The 26961-nt window shown below is 32.4% G+C and carries 27 protein-coding genes; 22 read left to right on the top strand and 5 right to left on the bottom strand.

What is annotated here, in order from left to right:
• Positions 1-514 precede the first annotated feature (514 nt).
• The 5 genes from CDLVIII_RS28270 (at position 515) to CDLVIII_RS28250 (ending at position 3801) form a co-directional block, all read left to right on the top strand.
• Positions 515-829 (top strand): YdcP family protein, encoded by a 315-nt coding sequence (locus tag CDLVIII_RS28270; protein ID WP_009172910.1) that lies wholly within the window; start codon positions 515-517, stop codon positions 827-829.
• A gap of 20 nt (positions 830-849) precedes the next feature.
• Complete coding sequence (locus CDLVIII_RS28265; protein ID WP_009172909.1) at positions 850-1239, top strand: YdcP family protein; 390 nt, start codon at positions 850-852, stop codon at positions 1237-1239.
• A gap of 85 nt (positions 1240-1324) precedes the next feature.
• Positions 1325-2074: a hypothetical protein gene (locus CDLVIII_RS28260; protein WP_009172908.1), complete on the top strand. Its 750-nt coding sequence runs from the start codon at positions 1325-1327 to the stop codon at positions 2072-2074.
• 68 nt (positions 2075-2142) lie between these two features.
• Positions 2143-3513 carry an FtsK/SpoIIIE domain-containing protein gene (locus CDLVIII_RS28255; protein WP_009172907.1) on the top strand — a complete coding sequence of 457 codons (1371 nt, stop codon included), beginning with the start codon at positions 2143-2145 and terminating at the stop codon, positions 3511-3513.
• 21 nt (positions 3514-3534) lie between these two features.
• The gene (locus tag CDLVIII_RS28250) at positions 3535-3801 is read left to right on the top strand and encodes a hypothetical protein (RefSeq protein ID WP_009172906.1); all 267 of its coding nucleotides are present in this window, start codon (positions 3535-3537) and stop codon (positions 3799-3801) included.
• A gap of 320 nt (positions 3802-4121) precedes the next feature.
• Here the strand turns inward: CDLVIII_RS28250 and CDLVIII_RS28245 are convergent, their stop codons facing one another.
• On the bottom strand, positions 4122-4280 hold the full coding sequence (locus tag CDLVIII_RS28245) for an aspartyl-phosphate phosphatase Spo0E family protein (RefSeq protein WP_009172905.1): 159 nt from the start codon (positions 4278-4280) through the stop codon (positions 4122-4124).
• A gap of 126 nt (positions 4281-4406) precedes the next feature.
• Here CDLVIII_RS28245 and CDLVIII_RS28240 point away from each other — a divergent pair, with 126 nt between their 5' ends.
• The 9 genes from CDLVIII_RS28240 to CDLVIII_RS28200 all read left to right on the top strand — a co-directional run bounded on the left by CDLVIII_RS28240 (position 4407) and on the right by CDLVIII_RS28200 (position 14286).
• Positions 4407-4748, top strand: a complete 342-nt coding sequence (locus tag CDLVIII_RS28240; RefSeq protein WP_009172904.1) for a helix-turn-helix transcriptional regulator — start codon at positions 4407-4409, stop codon at positions 4746-4748.
• A 298-nt stretch (positions 4749-5046) separates the two neighbouring features.
• Positions 5047-6261: a MobT family relaxase gene (mobT, locus tag CDLVIII_RS28235; RefSeq protein ID WP_035301962.1), complete on the top strand. Its 1215-nt coding sequence runs from the start codon at positions 5047-5049 to the stop codon at positions 6259-6261.
• Positions 6262-6286: 25 nt separating this feature from the next.
• Positions 6287-6508: a hypothetical protein gene (locus tag CDLVIII_RS28230; protein WP_009172902.1), complete on the top strand. Its 222-nt coding sequence runs from the start codon at positions 6287-6289 to the stop codon at positions 6506-6508.
• Between the two features lie 113 nt (positions 6509-6621).
• Positions 6622-7122 (top strand): antirestriction protein ArdA, encoded by a 501-nt coding sequence (locus CDLVIII_RS28225; RefSeq protein WP_009172901.1) that lies wholly within the window; start codon positions 6622-6624, stop codon positions 7120-7122.
• Between the two features lie 80 nt (positions 7123-7202).
• Positions 7203-7595 carry a conjugal transfer protein gene (locus CDLVIII_RS28220; protein ID WP_009172900.1) on the top strand — a complete coding sequence of 131 codons (393 nt, stop codon included), beginning with the start codon at positions 7203-7205 and terminating at the stop codon, positions 7593-7595.
• Positions 7579-10032 carry an ATP-binding protein gene (locus CDLVIII_RS28215; RefSeq protein ID WP_009172899.1) on the top strand — a complete coding sequence of 818 codons (2454 nt, stop codon included), beginning with the start codon at positions 7579-7581 and terminating at the stop codon, positions 10030-10032. The genes CDLVIII_RS28220 and CDLVIII_RS28215 overlap by 17 nt, the downstream gene beginning before the upstream one ends.
• Entirely contained in the window at positions 10029-12368 is a 2340-nt protein-coding gene (locus CDLVIII_RS28210) for a membrane protein (RefSeq protein WP_009172898.1), read from the top strand. The genes CDLVIII_RS28215 and CDLVIII_RS28210 overlap by 4 nt, the downstream gene beginning before the upstream one ends.
• Complete coding sequence (locus CDLVIII_RS28205; protein WP_009172897.1) at positions 12365-13363, top strand: bifunctional lysozyme/C40 family peptidase; 999 nt, start codon at positions 12365-12367, stop codon at positions 13361-13363. Before CDLVIII_RS28210 ends, CDLVIII_RS28205 begins: the two co-directional genes overlap by 4 nt.
• Before the next feature lie 17 nt (positions 13364-13380).
• Entirely contained in the window at positions 13381-14286 is a 906-nt protein-coding gene (locus tag CDLVIII_RS28200) for a conjugal transfer protein (protein WP_009172896.1), read from the top strand.
• A 290-nt stretch (positions 14287-14576) separates the two neighbouring features.
• Here the strand turns inward: CDLVIII_RS28200 and CDLVIII_RS28195 are convergent, their stop codons facing one another.
• Positions 14577-15347 (bottom strand): SDR family oxidoreductase, encoded by a 771-nt coding sequence (locus CDLVIII_RS28195; RefSeq protein WP_242835809.1) that lies wholly within the window; start codon positions 15345-15347, stop codon positions 14577-14579.
• A gap of 127 nt (positions 15348-15474) precedes the next feature.
• Positions 15475-15834, bottom strand: coding sequence for a hypothetical protein (locus CDLVIII_RS28190; protein ID WP_009172894.1), 360 nt, complete (start codon positions 15832-15834; stop codon positions 15475-15477).
• Positions 15835-16051: 217 nt separating this feature from the next.
• Here CDLVIII_RS28190 and CDLVIII_RS28185 point away from each other — a divergent pair, with 217 nt between their 5' ends.
• On the top strand, positions 16052-16930 hold the full coding sequence (locus tag CDLVIII_RS28185) for an AraC family transcriptional regulator (RefSeq protein ID WP_242836042.1): 879 nt from the start codon (positions 16052-16054) through the stop codon (positions 16928-16930).
• A 656-nt stretch (positions 16931-17586) separates the two neighbouring features.
• Here CDLVIII_RS28185 and CDLVIII_RS28180 read toward each other — a convergent pair.
• On the bottom strand, positions 17587-18807 hold the full coding sequence (locus tag CDLVIII_RS28180) for an MFS transporter (RefSeq protein ID WP_009172892.1): 1221 nt from the start codon (positions 18805-18807) through the stop codon (positions 17587-17589).
• Between the two features lie 618 nt (positions 18808-19425).
• Complete coding sequence (locus tag CDLVIII_RS28175) at positions 19426-20001, bottom strand: flavodoxin family protein (RefSeq protein ID WP_009172891.1); 576 nt, start codon at positions 19999-20001, stop codon at positions 19426-19428.
• Positions 20002-20316: 315 nt separating this feature from the next.
• Between CDLVIII_RS28175 and CDLVIII_RS28170 the strand changes: the two genes are divergently transcribed.
• The 7 genes from CDLVIII_RS28170 (at position 20317) to CDLVIII_RS28140 (ending at position 26889) form a co-directional block, all read left to right on the top strand.
• Complete coding sequence (locus CDLVIII_RS28170) at positions 20317-21153, top strand: helix-turn-helix transcriptional regulator (RefSeq protein WP_009172890.1); 837 nt, start codon at positions 20317-20319, stop codon at positions 21151-21153.
• Between the two features lie 199 nt (positions 21154-21352).
• A complete protein-coding gene (locus CDLVIII_RS28165) occupies positions 21353-22309 on the top strand; it encodes an aldo/keto reductase (RefSeq protein WP_009172889.1) in 957 nt (318 codons plus the stop codon).
• A gap of 52 nt (positions 22310-22361) precedes the next feature.
• Complete coding sequence (locus CDLVIII_RS28160; RefSeq protein WP_009172888.1) at positions 22362-22988, top strand: flavodoxin family protein; 627 nt, start codon at positions 22362-22364, stop codon at positions 22986-22988.
• 819 nt (positions 22989-23807) lie between these two features.
• Positions 23808-24242, top strand: a complete 435-nt coding sequence (locus tag CDLVIII_RS28155) for a sigma factor-like helix-turn-helix DNA-binding protein (protein ID WP_009172887.1) — start codon at positions 23808-23810, stop codon at positions 24240-24242.
• On the top strand, positions 24229-24462 hold the full coding sequence (locus CDLVIII_RS28150; protein WP_009172886.1) for a helix-turn-helix domain-containing protein: 234 nt from the start codon (positions 24229-24231) through the stop codon (positions 24460-24462). Before CDLVIII_RS28155 ends, CDLVIII_RS28150 begins: the two co-directional genes overlap by 14 nt.
• Positions 24463-24876: 414 nt before the next feature.
• Entirely contained in the window at positions 24877-25023 is a 147-nt protein-coding gene (locus CDLVIII_RS28145; RefSeq protein ID WP_009172885.1) for an SHOCT domain-containing protein, read from the top strand.
• A 60-nt stretch (positions 25024-25083) separates the two neighbouring features.
• Positions 25084-26889 carry a recombinase family protein gene (locus CDLVIII_RS28140; protein ID WP_009172884.1) on the top strand — a complete coding sequence of 602 codons (1806 nt, stop codon included), beginning with the start codon at positions 25084-25086 and terminating at the stop codon, positions 26887-26889.
• Positions 26890-26961 lie beyond the last annotated feature (72 nt).

Raw genomic sequence — 26961 nt, 5'->3', positions numbered from 1 at the left:
TAACTTTTATCTCCATAATTGAAAACAAACAATTCTTCAAACTTACATGTAAGAGCTTCAGCAATCTGTTGGAGCTCTTTTCAGTGAAATTAACTATGATTATTATCAGAAGAAAAGGTTGAGGCGGCAATTAATGAGTTTTTGTGTTTATTTATATATAGTGTAAAGACCCAATAGAATAGGTCTAAAAGTTGAGGGATACGGAATAATAGTGTCCCTTTTTCTAATTTTTGCGCGCATGGATGAGCGCTTATTTTTTGGGGAAAATCAGAAAGGATGTGATTCAGATACAAAAAAAAGTTAAGGAACGTTCACCGCCATTAAAAGATAATACAATTTTTCTTATTCTGCCTAATTGATATTTACCTAAATGAATGGATTTTGTCAAGGGTGCGTAGCACAAAGCTTGCCCTTGATAAGATACAGTCAGTTAGGTATTTTTTATGTGGCAGAATAGAAAAAAGTCAAAAGTAAAGTGCTTATTTTAAATATAAAAAGAAGAGAGGTAAAAAATATGGAATTAAAATATGTAGTTCCAAACATGGAGAAGACATTTGGAAATTTAGAATATGCTGGTGAAGGGAACATTGAACAGAGAAGAGTAAATGGACGTAATACAATTTTATCACGCAGCTACAATTTATATTCTGACATTCAGAGAGCTGATGATATTATTGTTATTCTTCCAGTTGAAGCAGGAGAGAAACATTTTGAAGTTGAAAAAAGAGTAAAGCTTATTAATTCACGAATTACCGCAGAAGGCTATAAAATTGGTAATCGCGGATTTACAAATTATATTCTTCATGCAGATGACATGATAGAAGCATAAGGAAAGGAAGGTAAATTTATATGAGATTAGCAAATGGAATTGTTATTGATAAAGAAGCTACATTTGGAAATTTAAAATTTTCTGCATTAAGACGTGAGGTATATATACAGAATGAAGATGGTACAGCATCAGGCGAAATAAAAGAGCGTACTTATGATTTAAAATCAAGAGGGCAAGGAAGAATGATTCAAGTTAGTATTCCTGCCACTGTATCTCTAAAGGAATTTGATTATAACTCAGAGGTTGAAATAGTAAATCCTGTGGCAGATACGGTAGCTAATGCTACTTTTCAAGGAGCAGATGTAGACTGGTATATTAAAGCAGATGATATTGTACTTAAGGGGAAACAGAATAGTTCTCAGATAAGTAATAATCAATCACAGAGTTCACAATTGCCAAAATCTAAGTAAAGATGTATTATAAAATATTGTTTCATCTTACAAAAAATGCTATACTCAAAAAATAATCAAAAGAATGACAAAGAGGTGAAGCAATATGTCAATGTATGTCTTTAAAGATAAACTTAGAACAATAAAATTTTACGCTAAAGATGCTACGAAAGAGAATAGAAGCACACGTTTTTATTGCCCAAATCCTGATTGTGATGCACATATGTATATATGTGGTGTAGATGGCTCTTCTTCTGCTTATTTTAGTGCTAATCGTAGAGAATATCGGCATGTATCAAAATGTCCTTTTGATTCTTCAAATGGCTTTAATCCATATGAACATGATGAAAATACATTTGACTTTGAAAATGCATTAGAAGCATTAACTTCTCCTAGCAAATCAATTTCGGGAAAGGAAAATCCTGGTGCACATGGAACAGGTACTCCAAGAAAAAAGCCATTAAGAACTATTCGACAAATATATGATATGTGTAAATCGTTTGATTCGATTGATACTTATAATGGTGTTAAAATTGGACAAATGATTGTTGATGATAGAAGTGAGTATATGTATCCTAAAGGTGTATTTGGATATAGATTAATAGAGGGAGAAGCCATCGGGTATTTTTATAATTCGGAAAAATTGGAAATTAAGATATTAGCACCTATTGCAAGTAGAAAGTATTCTTTTATTTTGAAATTTGATGAAGAAAAGTTGTTTCATGATATACAAAAGGGCATTTATGAAAATCGAGATAAAATAATTGTTATTGCTGGAAAGTGGCAATCAACAGGAAAGTTTAATATTTTTTATGCTGATATCACGAGTAAAAGGCAGGTGGCTATAATTAAATAAAAGTATTTAGCAGCAGTAAATTTCTATAAGTTTAGTGCTTTTCTCTTACCAACTTGAAAGGAGGAAAAATGAAGTTTTATAAAAATAGAGGAAAGAAAATTAGAGCCAGCGATAAATCGCTGGTTTTTAATTTTGCGACAGCTTCACTAACAGCAATTTTTAGTATGACGTTTTTATTACTTAATATAGAATCAATATTGCATATTAATTGGGAAAATGTAAGTGTTTTAAAAAGTGGTGCTTTACAATTCTACATTACAGCATATTTTGTATTTAGCGTAATTTTTGCATTAGGAGTAAGTTTAGTTTCAGCATGGCTATATTACAGATTTCAATACGATATAATTAAGCAGCTCATACACAGACAAAAATTAGCAAGAATGATACTAGAGAATAAGTGGTATGAAGCAGAACAGGTACAATCAAACAGTTTTTTTAAAGATCTACCTTCTGCAAAAACAAAAGAAAAAATCACTCATTTTCCAAGGATGTACTATAAGTTAAAAAATGGTTTGATTCATATTCAAGTAGAAATTACTATGGGTAAATATCAAGATCAGCTATTACATCTTGAAAAGAAGCTTGAAAGTGGTTTATATTGTGAACTTACTGACAAAGAATTGAAGGATTCTTATGTAGAATACACATTGCTTTATGATACAATAGCAAACCGTATTTCTATAGAAGATGTGCAGGCTGAACATGGAAAATTAAGATTAATGAAAAATATCTACTGGGAATATGATAAGCTTCCTCATATGCTTATTGCAGGTGGTACTGGTGGAGGAAAAAGTTATTTTATTCTCACACTAATTGAAGCTTTGTTGCGTACTAATTCCATACTTTATGTCCTTGATCCTAAGAATGCAGACCTTGCAGATTTAGAAGCAGTTATGACTAATGTTTATTATAAAAGAGATGATATGATTGCCTGTATTGATAATTTTTATGATGGAATGATGAAGCGTAACGAGGATATGAAGCAAATGAAAGGATATAAAACAGGTGAAAATTATGCTTATTTGGGTTTGCCTGCTAATTTTCTTATCTTTGATGAATATGTTGCTTTCATGGAAATGCTAGGAAGCAAGGAAAGTACCGCAGTTCTTAATAAGTTAAAACAGCTTGTTATGCTTGGAAGACAGTCAGGATATTTTTTAATTCTTGCTTGTCAAAGACCAGATGCGAAATATCTTGGGGATGGAATTCGCGACCAGTTTAATTTCCGTGTAGCTTTAGGCCGTATGTCTGAAATGGGTTATGGAATGATGTTTGGAGAAACTGATAAGGATTTTTTCCTAAAGCAAATTAAAGGAAGGGGATATGTAGATACAGGTACAAGTGTTATATCTGAATTTTATACTCCACTTGTACCTAAAGGTCATAATTTCTTAAATGAAATAGATAAATTAGTTGTGAAAACAGAAAAAAAGAATTAAAGTTTGGAGGTGTTTAATTTCATGCAAGAAATGTATTCTATTGAAAATGTTGAGGAAATTATAGGCTATGATGAATACATTAAGGATTTTGAAGAACAGGCAGCAGATTTTTGTAAATCATCTGGTACTAGAATATTGCAAAGTGTTTTTTCTGAATTTACTGCTGATATGATTTGTAGTGTTTATTTAGATTATGGACAAACAAAAGCAGAATATCCTATAAGATTTGAGTTTAATATTAACGTAGAAGATGGACAAGTGATAGTGTCTTATCTTGGGTTTAGCTAAAAGATTTAAAACAACAAGAAAGCAGGCAGGAATCGCAGGCGGCGTGCGAAGCGAAAGCCGCAGGTGATTCCTGTCTGCTTGCAGGTGCGGCGAAGCCACGCCTGCATAATTAGCCCCCCGTATCTAACAGGGGGGCACAAATCGACTGGAAATAGGGAATAAAATAGGTGGAAATCCATTTAGTTTCAACAGGTTTCAGAAAATAAAATTAAATGTCAACTAAGACTTAAAAGTTGACACTTAATTTTAGTCAAACAATTTAAAAGTATAGAAATTATATAAGTTCATTTAAACACTAACAAAAGTTAATAATATTTTTTTTATGTAAGATTAAGTTGCTTTTTATACGCTTCAACAATAAGTTCGTCCAATTCTTGGCTTAATCTTAAAATTTCAGCGCTTATTATATTATTATTACTATCTATTTTTGCATATAATAGTTGCCTTAGTATATCTATTTTATGTTCTATATCCTCCATATATTAATTTGCCTCCTTAAATAGCCTTCGATATAATATGCACATAAGTTACAATAAAAACCTATTTATACATTTTTATTCTATTTATATAGTATAAAATAGTTTGGCGGTGGGGGCATTAATATTATGGTAGATATCAAAATTCGTATAGGTCAAAGAATACAAGAATTAAGAATCAAGCAAGGATTAAGTCAAGAGGCTTTAGCATTAAAAGCAGATGTAAGCACATCTCATATTGGAAAATTAGAGCGAGGAGAACGAAACGCAACGATTGAAAGTTTAGAAAAGGTGGTCAATGCACTAAACGTGAGTTTCTTGGATATATTTAGATTTTCAGATAAGGATAGAGATGTAATTAATGATATAGTTGATAAATTAAGTCATAGAAGTATTAAAGACCAAGAAATTATATTAAATTTGCTTGATGCTTTACCGCCTTGGGAAAAGGATAATGACACTGAATTATGACGCTTAAAATAAATAAGTGATTAAAATAAAAAGTACATGAGTAGATTATTATTTCTGCTTATGTACTTTTTATTTTATAAAGAATTTTGATAGCATGAAAGGAAGTGAGTATTATACGTGCGCATTTTAGGAATCATTACATAGGTAGCATATTTGAAAAAAGGTATTTTTTATATGAAAAAAGTTAGGATGTATTTTATGAGGGACAAACTATTTGAGATTAGATTATCATAATAATAAAAAATTAAAAGTATGGCGTATGTCAACTGATGCTAAGAGTTGATATGCGCTTTTTTGATTGGAGGAATTTTTATTGGAAGAAAGCTCATGGGTGAAAGAATTAAAAGAAAAGAGGAATGAATATGGCATTTCACAAAACAAGCTTGCAGTAGCTGCTGGTATTACAAGGCAGTATTTAAGTGACATTGAAACTGGCAAGGTTAGTCCATCAGCAGAGCTTCAATTATCTATTTCAAAAGCATTAGAACGCTTTAATCCAGATTCACCGTTGGAAATGCTATTTGATTATGTTAGGATTCGATTTCCAACACTTGATGTTAAGCATATTGTAGAAGATGTTTTGAGGCTGAAACTGTCCTATATGCTTCATGAAGATTATGGTTTTTACTCTTATTCAGAACATTATTGCATGGGTGATATTTTTATACTTGTATCTGGAGAAGAAGAAAAAGGCGTGCTTGTGGAACTGAAAGGGCGTGGCTGCCGTCAGTTTGAAAATTATCTTCTTGCACAGGAGCGAAGCTGGTATGAATTTTTTATGGATGCACTGGGGGAAGGTGGTGTAATGAAACGGCTTGATCTCGCTATAAATGACAAATTAGGAATTTTAAATATTCCTAACCTCACAGAAAAATGCAGGAATGAGGAATGTGTTTCAGTTTTCCGCAGATTTAAGAATTGTAGAAGTGGTGAACTTGTACGCAAAGATGAAAAGGAGTGCATGGGAAATACGTTATATATTGGTTCATTACAAAGTGAGGTTTACTTTTGTATTTATGAAAAAGATTATGAACAGTATAAGAAAAATAATATTCCAATAGAAGATGCAGAAGTTAAAAATCGGTTTGAAATTAGATTAAAAAATGAAAGAGCTTATTACGCTATTAGAGATTTGATGTATTATGACAATCCAGAGAGCACAGCTTTTAAAATTATCAACAGATATGTTCGTTTTGTGGATAAAGAGGATAAAAAACCTCGCAGCGATTGGAAATTAAATAATGAATGGGCTTGGTTTATTGGAGAAAATCGAGAATCTATGAAACTTACGACAAAGCCAGAACCTTATTCATTCAGAAAAACTTTGAATTGGATTTCTCGGCAAGTTGCACCAACTTTAAAAATGGCTATGAAACTTGATGAAATTAATAACACACAATTTATAAATGAAATCATAACCAATGCAGAGCTTAAAGAAAAACATGAGAAAATTTTAAAACAGCAGGCGGCTATAGTTAAGGAGGTGATAACTAAAAGGCTGCCTGTCAAATAATTTAAATAATGAGAGGAGAAATTTTATGAATTTCGGACAAAATTTATACAATTGGTTTTTATCGAATGCTCAATCTTTAGTACTTATGGCAATTGTGGTTATTGGAGTATATTTAGGATTCAAACGTGAGTTTTCAAAACTTATTGGATTTTTAGTTATTGCTTTAATTGCAGTTGGCCTTGTATTCAATGCATCTGGAGTTAAGGATATTCTATTACAATTGTTCAATAAAATTATAGGAGCATAATAATAAATAAATAAATTATTCAATAAAGAAAGTTAATTCAAATTAAAACAGTGAATCTAGTGAGGTTTGCTGTTTTTTTATACTTAATTTTAGAAAGGATTTGATGTTGTTATATGGAGATGCATGTTTATATTGCAAATTTAGGTAAATACAACGAAGGTGAATTGGTTGGAGCTTGGTTTACTCCACCTATTGACATAGAAGACATGAAAGAAAAAATAGGCTTAAATGGTGAATATGAAGAGTATGCCATACATGATTATGAATTACCTTTTGATATTGACGAATATACTCCGATTGAGGAAATTAATCGTTTATGTGCTTTGGCTGAAGAACTTGAAGGAACACATATTGAATTTGAAATGAGAGAAATTCAGACAAGCTTTTTCAGCAGTTTTGAAGAAATGGCAGAACATGTTGACGATATTATCTATTATCCAGATTGCGATGATATGGACGATGTAGCACGTTATGTTATTAAAGAAACAGGAACATTTGGAGAAATGCCAGCTAGTCTTCAAGATTACATTGACTATGAATCTTATGGACGAGATTTAGAGTTAAATGGAAACTTTCTTGTTACAGCTCATGGTGTTTTTGAATATATAGGATAACAATTAAATAACTGATTTTATGGGGCAGTTCTTATTTATGGAACTGCTTTTTTTCTATTGTAAAAAGAAAGGAGCATCACATGAAAAAAATAAGAAGTTATACAAGTATATGGTCAGTGGAAAAAGTGCTTTATTCTATTAATGATTTTAAGTTACCATTTCCAATTACCTTTACGCAAATGACATGGTTTGTTTTGTCACTGTTTGTTGTTATGCTGCTAGAAAATATACCGCCACTTTCTATGATAAATGGGGCTTTTTTAAAATATTTTGGAATTCCAATGGGGATAACTTGGTTTATGTGTCAGAAGACCTTTGATGGAAAGAAGCCTTATGGATTTTTAAAATCTTTTATTGCGTACATTATTAGACCAAAAGTAACTTATGCAGGTAAACCAGTGAAGCTTCACAACCAGAGGATGAACGAGGCAATAACAATAGTAAGGAGTGAAGTTTATGGCATATCCAATTAAATATATTGAAAATAATTTGGTATGGAATCATGATGGAGAATGTTTTGCCTACTATGAACTGATTCCTTATAATTATTCCTTTCTGTCAGCAGAACAGAAATTTATCGTGCATGACAGCTTTCGCCAGCTGATTGCACAAAATCATGACGGTAAAATTCATGCCTTGCAGATTAGTACAGAATCCAGTATACGAGCAACACAAGAACGCTCCAAGCAGGAAGTGACAGGCAGGCTAAAAGAAGTTGCATATAAAAAAATAGACGAGCAAGCAGAGGCTCTAGTTTCTATGATTGGTGATAATCAGATTGACTATAGATTTTTTATTGGTTTTAAGCTGTTGCTAAATGAACAGGAAGTAACAATAAAGAATCTTAAAAAAGAAGCAATAAATGCACTTTCTGATTTCTTAAATGAAGTAAATCATAAATTTATGGGTGACTTTGTTTCAATGAGTAATAATGAAATTGGACGTTTTACAAAGATGGAAAAATTACTAGAGAATAAGATTTCACGTCGTTTTAAAGTTCGTCGTTTAGATAAAAATGATTTTGGATATCTTATTGAACATTTATATGGTCAGACAGGAACAGCCTATGAAGATTATGAGTATTATTTGACTAGTAAGAAATTCAAAGAGGAAACCTTGGTAAAACGTTATGATTTATTGAAGCCTACTCGCTGTCTGGTTGAAGAAAACCAGCGATATTTAAAAATTGAACATGAAGAATCAACATCCTATGTCACTTACTTTACCATTAATTCCATTGTTGGAGAATTGGATTTTCCTTCATCAGAAATTTTTTATTATCAGCAGCAGCAATTTACTTTTCCCATTGATACAAGTATGAATGTAGAAATAGTAGCAAATAAAAAAGCTTTATCTACCATTCGTAATAAGAAAAAGGAATTAAAAGACCTTGATAACCACGCTTTGGAAAGTAATACAGAAACAAGCTCAAATGTTATGGAAGCCTTGGACAGTGTAAATGAGCTTGAAACAAATTTAGATCAGAGCAAGGAGTCAATGTATAAGCTTAGCTATGTGGTAAGGGTATCTGCGCCAGACATAGACGAGTTGAAGCGTAGATGCAATGAAGTTAAGGACTTTTATGACGATTTGAATGTTAAACTTGTTAGACCTTTTGGAGACATGGCGGGCTTACACAATGAATTTATTCCTGCAAGTAAAAGATATATGAATGATTATATACAATATGTGACTTCTGATTTTTTAGCTGGTTTAGGCTTTGGAGCAACTCAAATGTTAGGAGAAACAGAAGGAATTTATATAGGATATAACCTTGATACAGGAAGAAATGTATATTTAAAACCTGCTCTTGCAAGTCAAGGGGTTAAAGGTTCGGTTACTAATGCTTTGGCTGCCGCCTTTGTCGGTTCGTTAGGTGGAGGAAAGTCATTTTCAAATAATATGATTGTTTATTACTCTGTACTATTTGGGGCACAGGCGGTTATTGTAGATCCTAAATCAGAACGTGGAAATTGGAAAGAAACACTGCCAGAAATTGCAGAGGAAATCAATATCGTAAATCTTACAAGTGAAGAGAGTAATAAAGGACTTCTTGATCCTTATGTGATTATGAAAAGACCAAAGGATTCTGAAAGTTTAGCAATTGATATATTAACATTCCTCACAGGTATTTCATCTCGTGATGGTGAGAAGTTTCCAGTATTAAGAAAAGCAATAAGAGCTGTGACAAAGAGTGAAAAAAGAGGACTTCTATTAATTATAGATGAATTGAGAGCCGAAAATACCACCATAAGCAATAGTATTGCAGAACATATCGAATCTTTCATAGATTATGATTTTGCACACTTATTATTTTCAGATGGTTCTATATCTCAATCTATAAGCTTAGAAAAACAGCTAAATATTATACAGGTAGCTGATTTAGTACTGCCAGATAAGGAAACATCTTTTGAGGAATATACCACAATGGAGTTACTTTCGGTGGCTATGCTAATTGTTATTAGTACCTTTGCACTTGACTTTATACATTCTGACCGTAGCATCTTTAAAATTGTAGACCTTGATGAAGCATGGAGCTTTCTGCAAGTAGCACAGGGAAAGACACTTTCAATGAAGTTGGTGCGTGCTGGTAGAGCCATGAATGCAGGTGTATATTTCGTAACGCAGAACACAGATGACCTGCTAGATGAAAAGCTTAAGAACAATCTAGGCTTAAAGTTTGCTTTCCGTTCTACAGACATTAATGAGATAAAGAAAACTTTAGAATTTTTTGGAGTAGATAAGGAGGATGAAAATAATCAGAAACGCTTACGTGATTTGGAGAATGGACAGTGCCTTGTCAGAGATTTATACGGTAGAGTTGGTGTAATACAATTCCATACGATTTTTGAAGAATTACTGCACGCTTTTGATACTCGTCCACCTGTGAGAAAAGAGGTAAAGCAATGAAGCAAGCAAAGATAAAGAAACAGAAAGAAAAATTTAATTGTCAGCGTGCAATGAAAATAGCAATTACTGTACTTGGGGTATTAGTGATTGCTATTTTTATATTAGCAATAATGGGAACAGTGGCACATGCAGCAGGGCTTGTTGATGATACGGTAAAGGCTAGTAATGAATACAGTAAATATCCACTAGATAATTACCAGATTGACTTTTACGTAGATAATAGCTGGGATTGGTTACCTTGGAATTGGATTGATGGTATTGGAAAACAGGTTATGTATGGTCTATATGCTATTACAAATTTTATATGGACTATCAGCCTTTTTCTATCTAATGCTACAGGGTACTTAGTGCAGGAAGCCTATTCTCTTGATTTTATATCGGCAACAGCAGATTCAATCGGAAAGAATATGCAGACTATAGCAGGTATTAGTACAAGTGGTTTTTCTTCAAATGGCTTCTATGAAGGTTTTTTGTTAATTTTCATTTTGATACTTGGAATTTATGTTGGTTATACAGGACTTATCAAAAGGGAAACTACAAAAGCTATTCATGCAGTCGTGAATTTCATTGTTGTGTTTGTATTATCAGCTGCATTTATTGCCTATGCACCAGACTATATCGAAAAAATTAATGGCTTTTCTGCTGACATTAGTAATGCCAGTTTATCAATTGGTACAAAAATTGTAATGCCGAACTCTAAAAGCCAGGACAAAGACAGCGTAGACCTTATTCGTGATAGTTTGTTTGCTATACAGGTAAAGCAGCCTTGGTTACTACTTCAATATGATAACTCTGATATAAAAGCTATTGGAGAAAACAGGGTTGAAAAATTACTCGCTACAAGTCCAGATGATAATAACGGAAAAGATAGAGAAGATATAGTAAAGTCTGAAATAGAAGATAATAAAAATACCAATCTCACCATAACAAAAACTATTAATCGTTTAGGAATGGTGTTTTTTCTTTTTATCTTCAATATTGGAATTTCAGCCTTTGTATTTCTGCTTACTGGCATTATGATTTTTTCGCAGGTGCTTTTTATAATTTATGCAATGTTTTTACCAGTAAGTTTTCTGTTAAGTATGATACCGACCTTTGAGAGCATGACAAAGCGTGCCATTATGAAGCTATTTAATACTATTATGTCAAGAGCAGGAATTACATTAATAGTCACAACTGCTTTTAGTATTTCTACTATGCTTTATAATTTATCCACTGGCTATCCATTTTTTTTAATAGCTTTCTTACAGATAGTGGCCTTTGCAGGTATTTACTTTAAACTTGGTGATTTAATGAGCATGTTTTCACTACAAAGCGGTGAATCTCAAAGCATGGGAAGGCAGATTTTAAGAAGACCACGTATGCTTATGATGGCTCATATGCACCGGCTGCAACATAAGCTTGGACGTTCAATTGCAGCTAATGGGAAAAAATCTAATGCAGGTAAAAAATCAAGTAATGATTTTAGAAGTTCTGCTTCAAGAACTGCGCAAGCGGATCATACAAGAGCAGACGGAAAGCAACAGGAAAATCCTAATAATAAAGAACCATTTGGAAGAAGAGCTGGACAAGCAGCAGGTAAAGTAATGGATACTAAAGACCACATCAAAGATACAGCAGGGCATATTAAAGAGCAGGCAAAGGATTTACCAGTTAATGCTAAGTATGCTTTGTATCATGGAAAATCACAAATTGAAGATGGAATTTCTGACTTTAAAACAAGTATTACGGATACAAGAAAAGCAAGACAGCAAGGAAGAAAAGATAAAGAAAATAAGCGAAGAATGACAATTGCAGAACGCCGTTTAAAAATGGAACAGGCACGTAAAAGCAAAACTGAAAATCCAGTAGAACCTAGTAAAATTACTAATTCAGCTCATGAAAGACCTGCTACAACTGGAACACAAGGAAAAGCATTTAATCCCGTCAAAAGGGATGAAGCGGAAACTATACAACCTGATATAAAAAATGGTAACAAGAATAAACCAAATGCCAATAGGCCAAATGAAAGAGTTATTAAAGAACCTATAGAAAAATTAAAGGATGATAACTTAGATAATCCACTATCAAATAAAGAACGTAAAATTGTGAGAAAAGATAGAACTTCAACAAGAACAGAACATAAACCTCCATCTGATAAGCAAAGCAATCGGACTTCAAATATAGAGAAACAACAGCCTTCTAAAGTTGGATATTCTGTTTCAACGGAGAAAGGGTTCCAAAGAAAATCTATAAAAGTAAATAGAATTACTGTTAACCGTGGATCAGGTATACAGAAGAAATTTAAAATTATTAACAGTCCCCAATCCTTAAAGAAGAGAGGGGAGAAGAAATGAGGAAAAAACATTTCATTATTCTAATCTCTGGTATATTTGCTGTGTTCTTTGTCATGCTTTTCTTTGTAGCTATAATTTTTTCAGATGAAGAAAACGAAGACTCAAATATTAAGTATGGTGGGGTTAGCGTATCGGCGGAAGTATTGGCATATGAACCTTTAGTTGAAAAATATGCTAAAGAATATGGAATTTCAGAATATGTCAATTACTTGCTTGCAATTATGCAGGTGGAATCTGGTGGTACGCTTCAAGATGTTATGCAATCGAGTGAATCAGAGGGACTTCAAACAAATACATTAAATGCAGAAGAATCTATAAAGCAGGGATGCAAGTACTTTGCTTCTCTGCTTAAAACCGACAAAAGTAAGGATTGTGATATTAATACGGTTATTCAATCTTATAACTATGGAGGCGGTTTTATTGATTATGTGGCAGGTCAAGGAAGAAAATATACTTTTGAACTTGCGGAGAATTTTGCAAATGAGAAGTCTGGAGGAAATAAAGAAAAATATGATAATCCAATAGCTGTTAAAGAAAATGGAGGATGGAAGTACAGTTATGGAAATATGTTTTATGTTTTGCTTGTGTCACAGTATATAACATCGGAAAAATTTGATAATGCAACTGTACAAGCTGTCATGAATGAAGCTTTGAAATATAAGGGATGGAAATATGTATATGGTGGATATACTCCAACAACTTCATTTGATTGCAGCGGGCTTGTTCAGTGGTGTTATGGAAAGGTTGGTATCAATTTACCTAGAACAGCACAAGAGCAGTATGACGCTACACAGCATATTCCACTATCAGAAGCGCAGGCTGGAGATCTGGTGTTTTTTCATTCCACCTATGATGCTGGAACTTATATTACTCATGTTGGAATATATCAAGGAAATAATCGTATGTATCAGGCTGGTGACCCTATAGGATATGCAGATTTAACAAGCGCTTATTGGCAGGAACATTTAGTTTGTGCAGGAAGAGTTAAAAAATAGAAGGAAAGGTGAAATATATGAATTTTATAAAAGGAGAAAATAAAGAAACAAAGCGAAAAACTAAAAAATTAAAAGTATATAAAGTAAATACACATAAAAAAGCAGTAATTGTCTTGTGGATACTTCTTATAGCTAGTTTTTGTTTTGCAGTATATAAAAATTTTACAGCAATAAATATTAAAACAGTTTATGAAACTAAAGTTATTGATAAAGAAATAGTTGATACACATAAGATAGAAAACTTTGTGAAGAATTTTGCACAGGATTATTACACATGGCAGCCGTCACAAGCTTCAATTGATAGCAGAAATGAAGCAATAAAAAAATATCTTACAGAAGAATTGCAAACTTTAAATGTTGATACTATACGCAGAGATATACCTACTAGCTCTACCGTTCAAAATGTGGAAATTTGGGTTGTAAAACAAGATGAAGAGAAGCAATTTCAAGTGATTTTTACAGTAGATCAGCTTATTACAGAAGGAGAAAATAAGAAAAATATAAGTTCCGCCTATGAAGTCACAGTATACGTAGATGATGATGGAAATATGGTTATAATAAAAAATCCAACAATTTGTAGCATACCTTCAAAATCAAGTTATCAGCCAAAAGTAAAAGAAAGTGATGGAACTGTGGACGTTGCAACTGCTGAAGAAGTTAATGAATTTCTAAAGACATTCTTTAAGCTATATCCAACAGCAAGTGAAAAGGAATTATCTTACTATATAAAAGATAGTGCATTAAAACCAATAGGTAAAGAGTATGTATTTTCAGAATTACTGAATCCTATATATACAAAGAAAGGAAATCAAATTGAAGTATTTGTATCAGTAAAATACTTAGATCAGCAAACAAAAGTAACTCAAATTTCACAGTTTAATTTAATCTTAGAAAAAGAAAGTAACTGGATGATTGTTAGATGATATTTTGCAGGTTTAAAATATATGAAAGCATAGACTAAACTGTGGTATTTAATGATTAAGTATGGATTGCAAATTCAAATTAACTTTTATTTGAGAAAAGTCTCTGACTTGGAATAAAATCAAAATATTATCTAAAAAATGATTAATTTGTGGTTGTTCTGGCTCTGTAAAATGTAGACATTTAATTAAATAAATCCCCTCTTCGGCAGAGATGATAGATTCATCTCTTCGAAGAGAGGTTTTTAAATTATTCATATAATGTTGTTATTCAAACCAACTTTTTTGAATTTCTAAACCATACCTCCATTAACATAAATGGTTTGACCATTGATCCATCTAGCTGGACCTGCTAAAAAGGAAATTACTTCAGCAATATCTTCTGGTTTCCCTAAACGTTCAATAGGGTTCATCTTGGCCATTCGATCAATTGTCTCATCATCCTTGCCTTCAAAAAATAGTTCTGTTGCTGTTGGTCCAGGAGCTACTGCATTTACAGTGATATCGCGACCACGGAGTTCTTTTGCAAGTACAAGGCTGATTGCATCAACAGCTCCCTTGCTAGCAGTATAGGCAGCATAAGTAGGCAATGCAAGTTTCTTTACTGAAGTAGAAAGATTAATAATAGCTCCTCCAGATCTTACGCGACGGGCAGCTTGTTGATCAACAACAAAGGTACCACGGATATTTGTACGAATTATTTGATCAAGCTTATTAAGATCGAAATTAGCAATTGTATTAAGCCCCATAATTCCAGCTGAGTTAACTACAACATCTACTCCGCCAAAGTCTTTCTCGGTCATATCAAAAAGTTTGCTGACTGCCACTTCGTCGCTAATATCTGCCTTAATAGCAATTGCCTTTCCTCCTTTTTCTACTATGGATTGGACAGTTTTATCAGCTTCAACAGCATTATTTGCATATGCTATAACTACTGTTTGTCCGTCAGATGCGAGACGTTCTGAGATTGCACGTCCAATTCCACGTGATCCTCCTGTAACAATTGCAATTCTTTCTTTTTTAGTTGTATTCATAATAAAATCCTCCCTTAATATATGCAGCACGTAGCCGCTTTATGTTTTTTTATAATGAAATTGTGAATATAAATACCAAGTTGATATATATTTTTAATTTTGGTACTTTATATTTACTGTTTTAATGTTGACTATGTTTTTAGGTTAATTAGAAAGTTTACGAAATCACCATACTAGCAATTTGATTTCCTTTAAGAGTAAAAGCTATATCTCCTGTACCGTTATAACCATTTCCGGAAACCTTGACCGTAAGAACATAACTATCCGGTTGATTATTGGTTTTAAAAGATTTAATCTCGAAATGAGAATTTTGACCTATATTATCAGTTTGATTCCAAGATGATGCACCTTCACGGCCAAGATATGTGCGTCCCCAATCCTCAAGATAAGCATCCTCAGTAAACAAATCAATAAAAGATTTCGAATCACTTGCATTTGTAAAATCTACAAATAACTTGATTGGTAAAGGAATTTGTGTGTTGTTGTTAATAATGTTATGATTTTTACTCAAACTCAATTCTATCTTCTCCTTTCTGCTTTCATTAAATACCTTTTATCTAAGATAATTATATATATATGATGCATCAGTTAGGTAGCCTATTTTTATTTAATCATTGCCTAATCCTACAAAGTAGAATATAATTTGTATATCAATTGATAGTAGAAAGAAGTTAGAAATGGATAAAGAATTATTGAATAACAAAATTACAATTTATCAAAAAGAATTGGTTTCAATGATTAATGGACTTGTTAACATGGATGGAATACATGCTACAGCTATACCTTCTTTGCGGTTATTTCGCGCATCCAATGCTTCTGAGCCCTTACACACTATTTATGACCCATCGTTATTGCTAATTGTACAGGGATCAAAAATTGTAACGCTAGCTGATGAAAATTATCAGTATGATCCAACATCATATTTGGTTACATCTGTTCACCTTCCTATTACTGGTCAAATAATTCAAGCTACTTCTAAAGAACCTTATTTATGTGTGCAAATAAGCTTTAATACGGATCAAATACTTGATATTATTAAGGAATCAAATGAGGCGTGGAGTGGTAAGGTGGATTCAGGACGTGGAATAGTGGTTAATAGAATAAATTCTGATTTGCTTGATGCTGTGTTAAGACTTGTTCGTCTTTTATATACACCTAAGGATATTCCAGTTCTTTCGCCTTTGATAATTCATGAAATTCTTTATAGAATTCTGCAGGATAGGCAAGGAGATCTCATTAAGCAATTTGCAATGATTGGGAGTCATGCACATTGTATTGCAAAAGTTATTCAGATTATAAATAGTAATTTTTCAAAACCGCTGCGAATTGAAGAATTGGCAAAGAAAGTTAACATGAGTACATCTTCATTACACAATCAGTTTAAAAAAGTAACGGCAATGAGTCCTTTGCAATATCAAAAGCTGATAAGATTGCAAGAGGCGCGACGTCTGCTGTTTGCAGAGTCATCTGAAGCAGCAAATGTTGGTTTTCAAGTAGGTTATGAAAGCCCATCTCAATTTAGCAGAGAATATGCACGCATGTTTGGATTGCCTCCTATAAGCGATATAAATCGTATTCGAGCTTCGTTAGCTTCAGGCACTGCTTTAATCTAAAAGAATAACATTCTGATTATGGTACTAGTACACATTTCTGCAAACTGCACAAGTAGATAGTTGAAATTAATTTCTTTATTGTATACAGAAAGATCTAATGATCCGATAAAGATAGATTATAAAAACTTAACAGTAATAGTTTCATCTGATCATTAGGTTAAGTATCAGACAATTTTTATATTATACTTGATACTGATAAAAATACCATCTAAAGCCGTAAGTTTGGATGGTATTTTAATGTCTTATACAGTTTACAATTATATGCAAACTGTATAAATTTGGTTATAGATTCTTTTCTATATATTCTTCGTTTATATATCTCATTTTTTTATTTTTGATAATAGACATACTTACGTTTATCTTTATATCATCAAAATTAATTATGAAAGATTTGTTTTTCCTAATAAATGTATTGAGTGAGCTATACCAGAATTGCAGAAATTGAAGAAAAACTTAAAGAAAGTTAATATTATTTATAGTAAGGCATAGTAGATTTGATGTTATAAGGTAAGGAATATTCTTTGGAAATTAAATAGTATAATATTTGTAGATATTATACTATTTAGTGGTTGAAAAGTTAATTTATACTTATGAAATTTTCTCAACTATAGTTATAAATCTATTAGCGTATTCAGTTATTTTTTTGAGCATTTTACCTAAGCCTTTTGAGTTGCCTTATTTCTAATCATATGTACTGACAATGCAATAATCTGCGTAAGTAGTCCATAACAGCAAACACCTATCCAGCCAAAATAATCAAAGCAATATGAACCTAAAATCGATCCCATAGCTCCACCAACAAAAAATGAAAAAATATATATAGCAGTAACTCTACTTCTTGCCTCATCTGTAAGTTGTTGAACTCTTGTCTGGTTAGAAACATTACAAATTTGACTCCCCAAGTCAAGTATGATTACTCCAATAACTAGTCCCCAGAGCTTGAATCCAAATATTATTAAAATTATATATGATATAGTTACGAAAGCTATACCTATTCCAACAGTGAACCTAGAACCTTTTTTATCAGCTATTTTGCCAAAAAGTGGTGAGCAGAAGGCACCAACAGCACCTAACAGACCAAATAGTCCAGCAATATCGGATCCCATGTGATAAGCAGGAGATTTTAGCAAAAAGGTAAGGGATGTCCAAAAAGCACTAAATGCACTAAAAACCATTGCTCCAGTCATTGAAGCTTCCCTTAAAATATTATATTTTCTTACTAGTTTTGCCATAGACTTAAAAGCCTCAAAATATTTAATTTCAGATTGTGGCTGGAACTGTGGTAATAGAATGCGTAAAATAATTGATAAAATTATCATCGCTATTGATGCTATTAAATATATGGTTTTCCAATTAAAGTAGTTTCCTAATAATCCGCTAATTACACGTGAAAGCAGCATACCTATAAGTAATCCGCTAGTTATTTTTCCGATTACACTTCCTCTTTCATTCTTATTTGCCATCTGTGCAGCAATAGGAACTAATAATTGAGTAATCACAGATGTAAAACCAATAAATAATGATGCAGCACAGATTATATAAAAACTTCGGCTATAATACATAATGAAAAGAGATATTGCAGAAAAAATAAGCATGATATTAATTAGTTTTCTTTTTTCAACTATATCTGCAATAGGTAAAATTAAAATAATACCAAGTGCAAAGCCTATTTGAGTAATTGTCGCTATACTACCTGCACTTACTTGGGATATCATAAAATCCCTTGCTAATTCTCCCAGTAGTGGTTGTATATAATAAATGTTTGCTACTATAATTGCACATGCTATAGAAATTATCCATGTTAGCATAGGCGTAATTGTTTCTTTACCATTGAGTGTTTTTCTATTGTTTGCTTGCATTTTTAATTGTTTGTCCATATTATACCAATCCCTTTCAAAAGTTGTTATATAATTTTGCAATTGTTTTCATCATATTTGTAGCAATGATTCCAACAGATTATTTTCACTAAAGTATTCTAAACTTACTAATTAATAGGTGATCTAGAATATTCCAAAGCCATAATACTTTTCATATGTGTTTAATGATGCAAAATATTTATAGTAATTTTTTTATAATTATGATGCTAGTTCAAAGATAACCATATTTAATAGCGATTCACCTTGAGAATATGCTCTTTGACTGAAAGTATCAAATTGCTCAAATTTATTTTTGTAAAGGCGTATATGTTAATAATTTACCTTCTTCATTTACTTTATAAATTTTAATATAGTTTTAAAGTTATAATAAAATTTTATAATTAATTAGACTGTTTCAATATAATACGTATAATTCAATATTGAAATAGTCTTATCAATGCATAAGTAAAATTTAGTACAGGGCTTATGCAATTGATGTAAATAAATGCATTAATGTAAAAGAATTTTTTCATTGAAATGCATAAGTTCGGCTATTATACTAAATTAAACATATTTTTAAGTTCTTCATTTATAAACACATAATTTTTAACCCACAGGTTAAATAAAATGTAAGACACTTTAATTCTGTAATTTCTCTAATAAAATTGCCATGTTTTCTCCTAAGTTATCCATATTAACAATTCCTTCAGAATCATTTTCAACTTCACCAATTTCTCTGCCATACATCATATTCCAATATGTTGAACCTGTTAAGAACATCTGATTCCATTGAAAGAAGTGGTTTATAGTATCAAACGCATGGGTTGCACCACCTCTACGTACTGCTGTAATCGCTACTCCTACTTTATGCTTAAACATATAGTCATTTGCTTTGGCAACATAACCTGAACGTTCAATGAATGCTTTCATTGATGCACTTACATCAGTAAAATATACTGGTGATCCGAGAATTATACCATCTGCAGAAGACATCTTTTCGATACACTCATTAACGATATCTTTATTATTTACACATTTTTTATTTTTACTTTTATAGCAAGCCAAACACGAACTACAGCCAGAAATTGATTTACCAGATAATTGTATTAACTCTGTTTCTATACCATGTTTTTCCAAAACGCTAAATACACGTTTTATTGCTATCGCCGTATTTCCATTCTTTCTAGCACTTCCATTAATTGCTACGACTTTCATATTTACATCTCCTCTTGAAATAATATTAATCAACAAAAATTATTCATTTTTTAACAATAGTAAAAATGACATTTGCTTGTTTTTAGTATAATGCCATTAAACTTTAAACCAGTAGTACAATCGTCGTTAATTATTGCATAATTCTACGAAAAAAATTATGATGTTTGCTTCATATAAATCACCTCCTAAAATTAATTTACCCTAAGTCTGTAAATATAGGGTTGCAATAATCATAGCATTATGTTTATACTGGTTATAGTAGTGTATTTATACTGGTATTAAAACTACCACTTTAAGAAAAGGTAGGGGATTATAATGGATAATACAAAGCAAAGATATAAAGAGCTTGGAGACTTTTTGAAGACACGAAGAGCTAAAATCCTGCCTTCACAGGTTGGGCTGACAGAGGGAATACGGCGCCGTACACCAGGACTCAGACGAGAAGAGGTCGCTTTACTTTCAGGTATTGGGTTAACATGGTATACATGGCTTGAACAAGGGAGACAAATCCAGGTATCTAGTCAAGTTTTAGAAAGTCTCTCAAGGGTGTTGATGCTTGACAAACAGGAAGTTATACATCTCTATACACTTGCCCAGCAAGCTCCACCTGCTTCTTTTCATGCATCCAATAAGAATGTTAATCCAATGCTACAGAATGTTCTGGATAGTTTAAAATATTCGCCTTCTATGATTCTTGATATTCGCTGGAATGTTATTGCATGGAATAGGGCAGCTACGATGGTTTTTACCGACTTTAGCAAGATTAATATATGTAATAGGAATCTAATCAGTATAATGTTTACCAATCAAAACTATAAGCGATTATTTCCAGATTGGGAAAGCCAGGCAAAAGGAGCTCTAGCTCGTTTTCGAGCAGCTTGTGGAAAGATTATTGAAGATCCATGGCTTTCAAACTTTATCAAGGAACTTCGTTCTGAAAGCAAAGAATTCAACCAGTGGTGGCCAATGCATGATGTTGAACCAGATCAGGAAATCTTTAAGGAAATATTACACCCTGTATTAGGACAACTGAGATTTGAACATACAAGTTTTTTAGTTGCTAAGGACACTAATTTTAAGATGTATGTAAATACTCCGTTAGCAAAAGAAGATACCGAAAAAATTGCAGAATACATTAAAATTAATCAATAAGAAATAGGACATTTTGTAAGTGATCCTTGTAAAAAGTGATGAATCATCGAAGGCTATAGCTTTGATGGTTCATCATTTTTTATTCTATTATTTTTAATACCAGTATAAATTCACTACTGGTACGGTTATAGATAACGTAGTATCTTAATGAATGTGATTATGAATAAATTTCATATATTTTTGAAAGGAGGAAATTTTATTGAAAAAAAGATTATTAGGAAAAAGCAAACTTGAAGTTTCGGCTATGGGATTGGGGTGCATGGGAATGTCCGATTTTTATAGCGGACGTGATGATGAAGGTTCTATTCATACAATACACCGTGCTTTAGAACTAGGAATTACATTTTTTGATACTGCAGATATGTATGGTACTGGCAAAAACGAAGAACTTGTTGGCAAGGCTTTAAAAGGTCATCGTCATGAAATCGTACTTGCAACAAAATTTGGCAATGTACGAGGAAGAGATGGGCAATTTTTGGGTATTAACGGACGCCCAGAATATGTAAGAGCAGCTTGTGAAGCAAGTCTTAAGCGCCTTGGTGTTGAAACTATCGATCTCTATTATCAGCACAGAGTAGATCCTGATACTCCAATTGAAGAAACTGTGGGTGCTATGTCTGATTTGGTTCGTGAAGGTAAAGTACGTTATATCGGATTATCGGAAGCAACACCAGATCAAATCCGCCGTGCTAATGAGATACATCCTATTACTGCTCTGCAAACTGAATATTCTCTTTGGAGCCGCGATGTGGAAGACGTAATACTGCCAACATGCCGTGAACTTGGAATTGGCTATGTACCCTACAGCCCACTTGGCCGTGGTTTCTTAACCGGTGAAATTCAAAAATTTGAAGATTTGGCGGAAGATGACTACCGTCGTACTTCCCCACGTTTTCAAGGTGATAATTTTAAGAAAAATCTTAAGATTGTCCAGAAAGTAAGGGAACTAGCGTTTCAAAAAAATTGCAAACCTTCCCAATTTGCTTTAGCATGGTTGCTGGCTCAAGGAGATGATATTGTTCCAATTCCGGGTACAAAACGCACTATTTATTTAGAAGAAAATATTGGGGCTTTGGATATCGAATTAACAAAGGATGATCTTGCAAATATAAATGAGATTGCTCCTGTTGGTGTTGCATTTGGAGACCGTTACTAAAATTAAAATATAATTAATATAAATTTAGTAACAATTAAAAGGAGTTTTGCAAATGAAAGTATTATTAGTTAATGGTAGTCATAATAAAAATGGATGTACTTATACTGCTTTGTCTGAGGTAGCTGGAGCATTAGAAAAGAATGGTATAGAGACAGAAATTTTTCACTTAGGTACAAAAGCAATTTCTGGATGTGTGGGTTGTTATTCTTGTATGAAAACAGGCAAATGCTTTATGAATGATCAAGTAAATGAATTTTTAGAAAAGGCATATGAAGCAGATGGGTTTATTTTTGGATCTCCAGTACATTTTGCTTCTTCTACCGGGAGGTTAACTTCCTTTATGGATAGGTTATTCTTTACTAATATTTGGACAGGATCTTTATCCTACAAACCCGTGGCAGCAGTTATGAGTGCTCGCCGTGCTGGTACTACAGCTACATTTGATCAAATGAACAAGTATTTTACTATGAGTAATATGCCTGTTGTATCATCTCAATATTGGAATTCAGTACACGGAAATACTCCTGATGAAGTAAACCAGGATTTGGAAGGTATGCAGACAATGCGTACACTAGGTAATAATATGGCGTGGATGCTAAAGTCCATTGAAGCAGGAAAAGCTGCCGGTGTGACTTTACCTGAGAAAGAAGCACCAGCGCTCACTAACTTTATTCGATAAACTTTTTCTAGGTTAAATTACTGGACATGCTATTAGAATTTCTGTTATTAGTACATTTGTAGCTTATTAGGACGTTTGTGCTGCTATTACAAATATGGCAATTCAAGGCATTCTTAATGCTAAACAAAATGAATTAAAAGTAACGGATGCTGGTATATTCATTTTTTCATTCGGGTCTCCTTGATAGCACGTCCAAATGTTGCAAAATTATATTTTTCGTCTTTGTTACGCATATTTAATCACCTAAGTATATTCTAGGTTCCTAATAATTGTGTAACAGGTATAGAAAAACGTATTGTTAGGTTTTATAATTCTTATTATCTATTGTCTATAAAAAATATACTGCTGTGCGGTAAATAAAAAAAACCGCTATTGCAGCAGTATTCTTTTCTTGCTCTCATTTAAATATAGCTATACGGCGGTTTTGAATAATCAAAGCTGTCGTATTTTTTCAAATTCAGAAAAAGGCACACTCAATGTAAATTATATAAACGGCGGCTAATAGGAGGTAGCTGCTATTAAAATATATAATTGTCTAATAAAATTATACGTTAGGTTCTATAATAAAAAAGTTTATTATACAGCAATAAATAAAAAATACTATCAATTTGGATTTTTACAATATATTCAAAACATAATTATATCGAAAGCACATAAACAGATTAGACAGTCTGTTTATGTGCTTTTTTGGACTTTAAGAATTTCATTTAAAAAATTTTTAGAAGAACGCAACAAAAGTCACCTCTTTTGGAAGTTACGTTGCGGAAAGGGGAAAGAGGGAAAGCCTCAACCACTTCGTGACAGAAAGGGGGTGAACTTATGCAATCATCTTCTTTTGAAAAGGCAATCGAAGCTCAATTTGATTGCCTTACAAAGAAAGTCATTAAGTATGAAAAAAGTAAGTATTATAGAGATATTTCTAGACATTGGAAAAATGAAATTTCATTTTCTGATCTGTTAGAAGTAGAATTGGATGGCTTTCATAGAATAGACACATATCCTATTGAGTATACCACATTTAATGTTTTTGGAATGGAAGTACTAATAATGGATGAGCAGTTAAGCAAAGTTCTGAAAGTACTGCCAGAGAAGAAAAGAAATATTATCTTACTGTCATACTTTATGGACATGTCAGATTCAGAAATTGGAAGACTTATGAATCTTGTACGCAGCACAATTTATAGACATAGGACAAGCACACTAAACGAAATAAAAAAATTGTACAAGGAGGGATCAGAATATGAAGAAGAATAAAAATCTATCATTTGATACTATTGTAGCTGCTGTGGGTGGAGATAAGGAAGCGATTAAAAAAGTTTTGAACTTCTATGATGGTTATATATCAAAATTAAGTTTACGCAAAATGTATGATGATTATGGAAATGTTTATATGGTTGTTGATAGTGAATTAAAGGGTAGATTGCAAACTGCTGTAATGAATATGACTTTGAATTTCCAGATTACTGTAGTTTAGAAATTTAAAGTAGACATATATTTTGTCCTCTTTCTAAAATGCTTCCTATAATACTCTATAAAAGTTAATAAAATAATTAATGTTTGATATCTAAAAGCTTTATTGTTCTTTGAAAACTGAATAAAGCAATCGAATACGTTCTAATAAGAAAATAGCTGACAGACTGACACGCCATGACCATAAAGCGAGCGATTATTGTCAGTGCTCTGTAAGTAATCTTTGGCAACATTACTGCCATGACTTCTTATTGTAATAATGATACTCCCGTATAGCCCCTTAGTCCGAGCGTGATAAAACCGTCGCAGGCAATGGATACGGCTGCATGAGAACCATGCAGGGGTTAGATTCCCGTGAGCTGAGCCACAGCTATTCGATTTGCTTAGCAAATAACAGATTAGTAGAAAGGTGGATTATATGAACAAGGATTTGATTAGTTACAGTATGCAACTTGCAATGTTAAAAAAATTACTTGTTCGCAAGCTGATTTCAGAAGAAGAATATACAAAAGTAAAAAAAGGACTTATGAAGGATTATAAGATAGTATCAGATATAACTACTTGAATCGAAGTTCCTTTTGCTATATAATTAGCACAACAAAAGGAATACGGAAAGGTGGCTTATATGAAAGAAGTTGAAGTGATAAAAGCTAAAGGTATAACTACAGGGAGAAATAATGGGAAAACAATTGAACGATTACGTGTAGCTGCTTATTGTAGAGTAAGTACTGATAGTGAAGACCAATTAAATAGTTATAAATCGCAGGTAGCCTATTATACGGAATTAATCAAGAAAAATAAAGAGTGGGCTATGGCTGGAATTTTTGCAGACGAAGCAATTACAGGAACACAGGTGACAAAACGAGAAGATTTTCAAAGAATGATTAATGAATGTATGAATGGTGAAATTGATATGGTGATTACAAAATCTATTTCACGTTTTGCAAGAAACACTTTGGATACATTAAAATATGTTCGTATGCTAAAAGAAAAGAATATTGCTGTTTATTTTGAGTATGAAAAGATTAATACTCTTACAATGGATGGTGAATTACTACTTGTAGTTCTTAGTTCTGTAGCACAACAAGAAGTTGAAAATATATCTGCAAATGTAAAAAAAGGACTTAAAATGAAAATGAAACGTGGTGAATTGGTTGGATTTCAAGGATGCTTAGGTTATGACTATCATCCAGAAGATAAAACAATAACTGTAAATCAAGAAGAAGCTAAAATTGTCCAATATATTTTCAATAGATATATTGAAGGTGCTGGAGGTTCAGTAATTGGTAAAGAATTAGAGAATCTTGGATATAAAACAAGATATGGAAGTAGTTCATGGGCGCAATCAACCGTAATTGGAATAATTAAAAACGAGAAATACAAAGGCGATTTGCTTATGGGAAAGACTTTTACTGTTGATCCAATTTCGAAAAGAAGACTAGATAACTTTGGAGAAGAAGATAAATTTTATATTAGAGACCACCACGAAGCTATCATTAATGAAGAAATTTTTGAAAAAGCACAGGCAATTTTAGAAAGAAGAAATCAAAATAGGGTTAAAATTAGTGACGGAAATATTAAAAGAGAAAAATTCAGTAGACAATATGCTTTCAGTTGTATGCTTGAATGTGGTTTTTGCGGTGGTGCCTTAACTAGACGAAACTGGCATAGTGGAACAGATCACAGTAAAGTTGTTTGGCAGTGTGTTACAGCTACTAAAAAAGGAAAGAAATTTTGCAGTGATAGTAAAGCTATACCAGAAAAAGCTATCGAAGATGCATTTGTAGAAAGTTATCGTCTATTATGCTCTGATAATAAAGAAGTACTTGAAGAATTTTTGCAGAGAATGGAGGAGAATTTAAATAGTAGCAGTGTTAACAAGCGAATATCCAAAATAGATAAGGAAATAAATACACTAGAGAAAAAGAAAAATAAGTTAATTGATATGAGATTAGAGGATTCAATTGATAAAGCCACATATGAAGCAAAATATGCTGATTTAATATTAGCTCAAGAGAATCTTATTAAAGATAGAAAGAAGCTTGGTGAAATCTCTGAAAATGAAAAAGAAATAAAACACCGTTTAAAAGAATTTAAGACGACATTAGAACAAAATGAAGTATTAGATGAATTTGATAGATATGTTTTTGAAAGTGTAGTAGAAAAAGTTGTTATAGGTGAAATTGATGAAGAGGGAAATAAAGATCCTGCACAAATTACATTTGTCTATAAAACAGGATTTAAGAGTAGTTTAAATGGAGAGAAATTTAGACCTCAAAGAAAAAATGCAAGAGGTAGACATAGAACTTATGAATTGTGTTCATATGATAATAACGAGGTTGATAAATTGTGTTCTGATAGTAGCACCGACACATGTGGAAACTGTTACTCTACTAATCAAGAAATAGAGCTATTCTTGAAAATAATATAAGCTTAAAAACTTCCGACTTCCGACATTCTTCCGACGGGAGATTTAGTTGGTCGGAAGCTCTATGCTTATTAC

Origin of the sequence: Clostridium sp. DL-VIII (assembly GCF_000230835.1) — a bacterium.
GTDB lineage: Bacteria > Bacillota > Clostridia > Clostridiales > Clostridiaceae > Clostridium.
This window is presented reverse-complemented; position numbering and strand designations above follow the sequence as displayed.

What these genes read in the sequence shown, in the direction of transcription:
- CDLVIII_RS28270 (WP_009172910.1), top strand. Translation starts at nt 515, where the DNA reads ATGGAATTAAAATATGTAGTTCCAAACATGGAGAAGACATTTGGAAAT.
- CDLVIII_RS28265 (WP_009172909.1), top strand. Translation starts at nt 850, where the DNA reads ATGAGATTAGCAAATGGAATTGTTATTGATAAAGAAGCTACATTTGGA.
- CDLVIII_RS28260 (WP_009172908.1), top strand. Translation starts at nt 1,325, where the DNA reads ATGTCAATGTATGTCTTTAAAGATAAACTTAGAACAATAAAATTTTAC.
- CDLVIII_RS28255 (WP_009172907.1), top strand. Translation starts at nt 2,143, where the DNA reads ATGAAGTTTTATAAAAATAGAGGAAAGAAAATTAGAGCCAGCGATAAA.
- CDLVIII_RS28250 (WP_009172906.1), top strand. Translation starts at nt 3,535, where the DNA reads ATGCAAGAAATGTATTCTATTGAAAATGTTGAGGAAATTATAGGCTAT.
- CDLVIII_RS28245 (WP_009172905.1), bottom strand. Translation starts at nt 4,280, where the DNA reads ATGGAGGATATAGAACATAAAATAGATATACTAAGGCAACTATTATAT.
- CDLVIII_RS28240 (WP_009172904.1), top strand. Translation starts at nt 4,407, where the DNA reads ATGGTAGATATCAAAATTCGTATAGGTCAAAGAATACAAGAATTAAGA.
- CDLVIII_RS28230 (WP_009172902.1), top strand. Translation starts at nt 6,287, where the DNA reads ATGAATTTCGGACAAAATTTATACAATTGGTTTTTATCGAATGCTCAA.
- CDLVIII_RS28225 (WP_009172901.1), top strand. Translation starts at nt 6,622, where the DNA reads ATGGAGATGCATGTTTATATTGCAAATTTAGGTAAATACAACGAAGGT.
- CDLVIII_RS28220 (WP_009172900.1), top strand. Translation starts at nt 7,203, where the DNA reads ATGAAAAAAATAAGAAGTTATACAAGTATATGGTCAGTGGAAAAAGTG.
- CDLVIII_RS28215 (WP_009172899.1), top strand. Translation starts at nt 7,579, where the DNA reads ATGGCATATCCAATTAAATATATTGAAAATAATTTGGTATGGAATCAT.
- CDLVIII_RS28210 (WP_009172898.1), top strand. Translation starts at nt 10,029, where the DNA reads ATGAAGCAAGCAAAGATAAAGAAACAGAAAGAAAAATTTAATTGTCAG.
- CDLVIII_RS28205 (WP_009172897.1), top strand. Translation starts at nt 12,365, where the DNA reads ATGAGGAAAAAACATTTCATTATTCTAATCTCTGGTATATTTGCTGTG.
- CDLVIII_RS28200 (WP_009172896.1), top strand. Translation starts at nt 13,381, where the DNA reads ATGAATTTTATAAAAGGAGAAAATAAAGAAACAAAGCGAAAAACTAAA.
- CDLVIII_RS28185 (WP_242836042.1), top strand. Translation starts at nt 16,052, where the DNA reads ATGATTAATGGACTTGTTAACATGGATGGAATACATGCTACAGCTATA.
- CDLVIII_RS28180 (WP_009172892.1), bottom strand. Translation starts at nt 18,807, where the DNA reads ATGGACAAACAATTAAAAATGCAAGCAAACAATAGAAAAACACTCAAT.
- CDLVIII_RS28175 (WP_009172891.1), bottom strand. Translation starts at nt 20,001, where the DNA reads ATGAAAGTCGTAGCAATTAATGGAAGTGCTAGAAAGAATGGAAATACG.
- CDLVIII_RS28170 (WP_009172890.1), top strand. Translation starts at nt 20,317, where the DNA reads ATGGATAATACAAAGCAAAGATATAAAGAGCTTGGAGACTTTTTGAAG.
- CDLVIII_RS28160 (WP_009172888.1), top strand. Translation starts at nt 22,362, where the DNA reads ATGAAAGTATTATTAGTTAATGGTAGTCATAATAAAAATGGATGTACT.
- CDLVIII_RS28155 (WP_009172887.1), top strand. Translation starts at nt 23,808, where the DNA reads ATGCAATCATCTTCTTTTGAAAAGGCAATCGAAGCTCAATTTGATTGC.
- CDLVIII_RS28150 (WP_009172886.1), top strand. Translation starts at nt 24,229, where the DNA reads ATGAAGAAGAATAAAAATCTATCATTTGATACTATTGTAGCTGCTGTG.
- CDLVIII_RS28145 (WP_009172885.1), top strand. Translation starts at nt 24,877, where the DNA reads ATGAACAAGGATTTGATTAGTTACAGTATGCAACTTGCAATGTTAAAA.
- CDLVIII_RS28140 (WP_009172884.1), top strand. Translation starts at nt 25,084, where the DNA reads ATGAAAGAAGTTGAAGTGATAAAAGCTAAAGGTATAACTACAGGGAGA.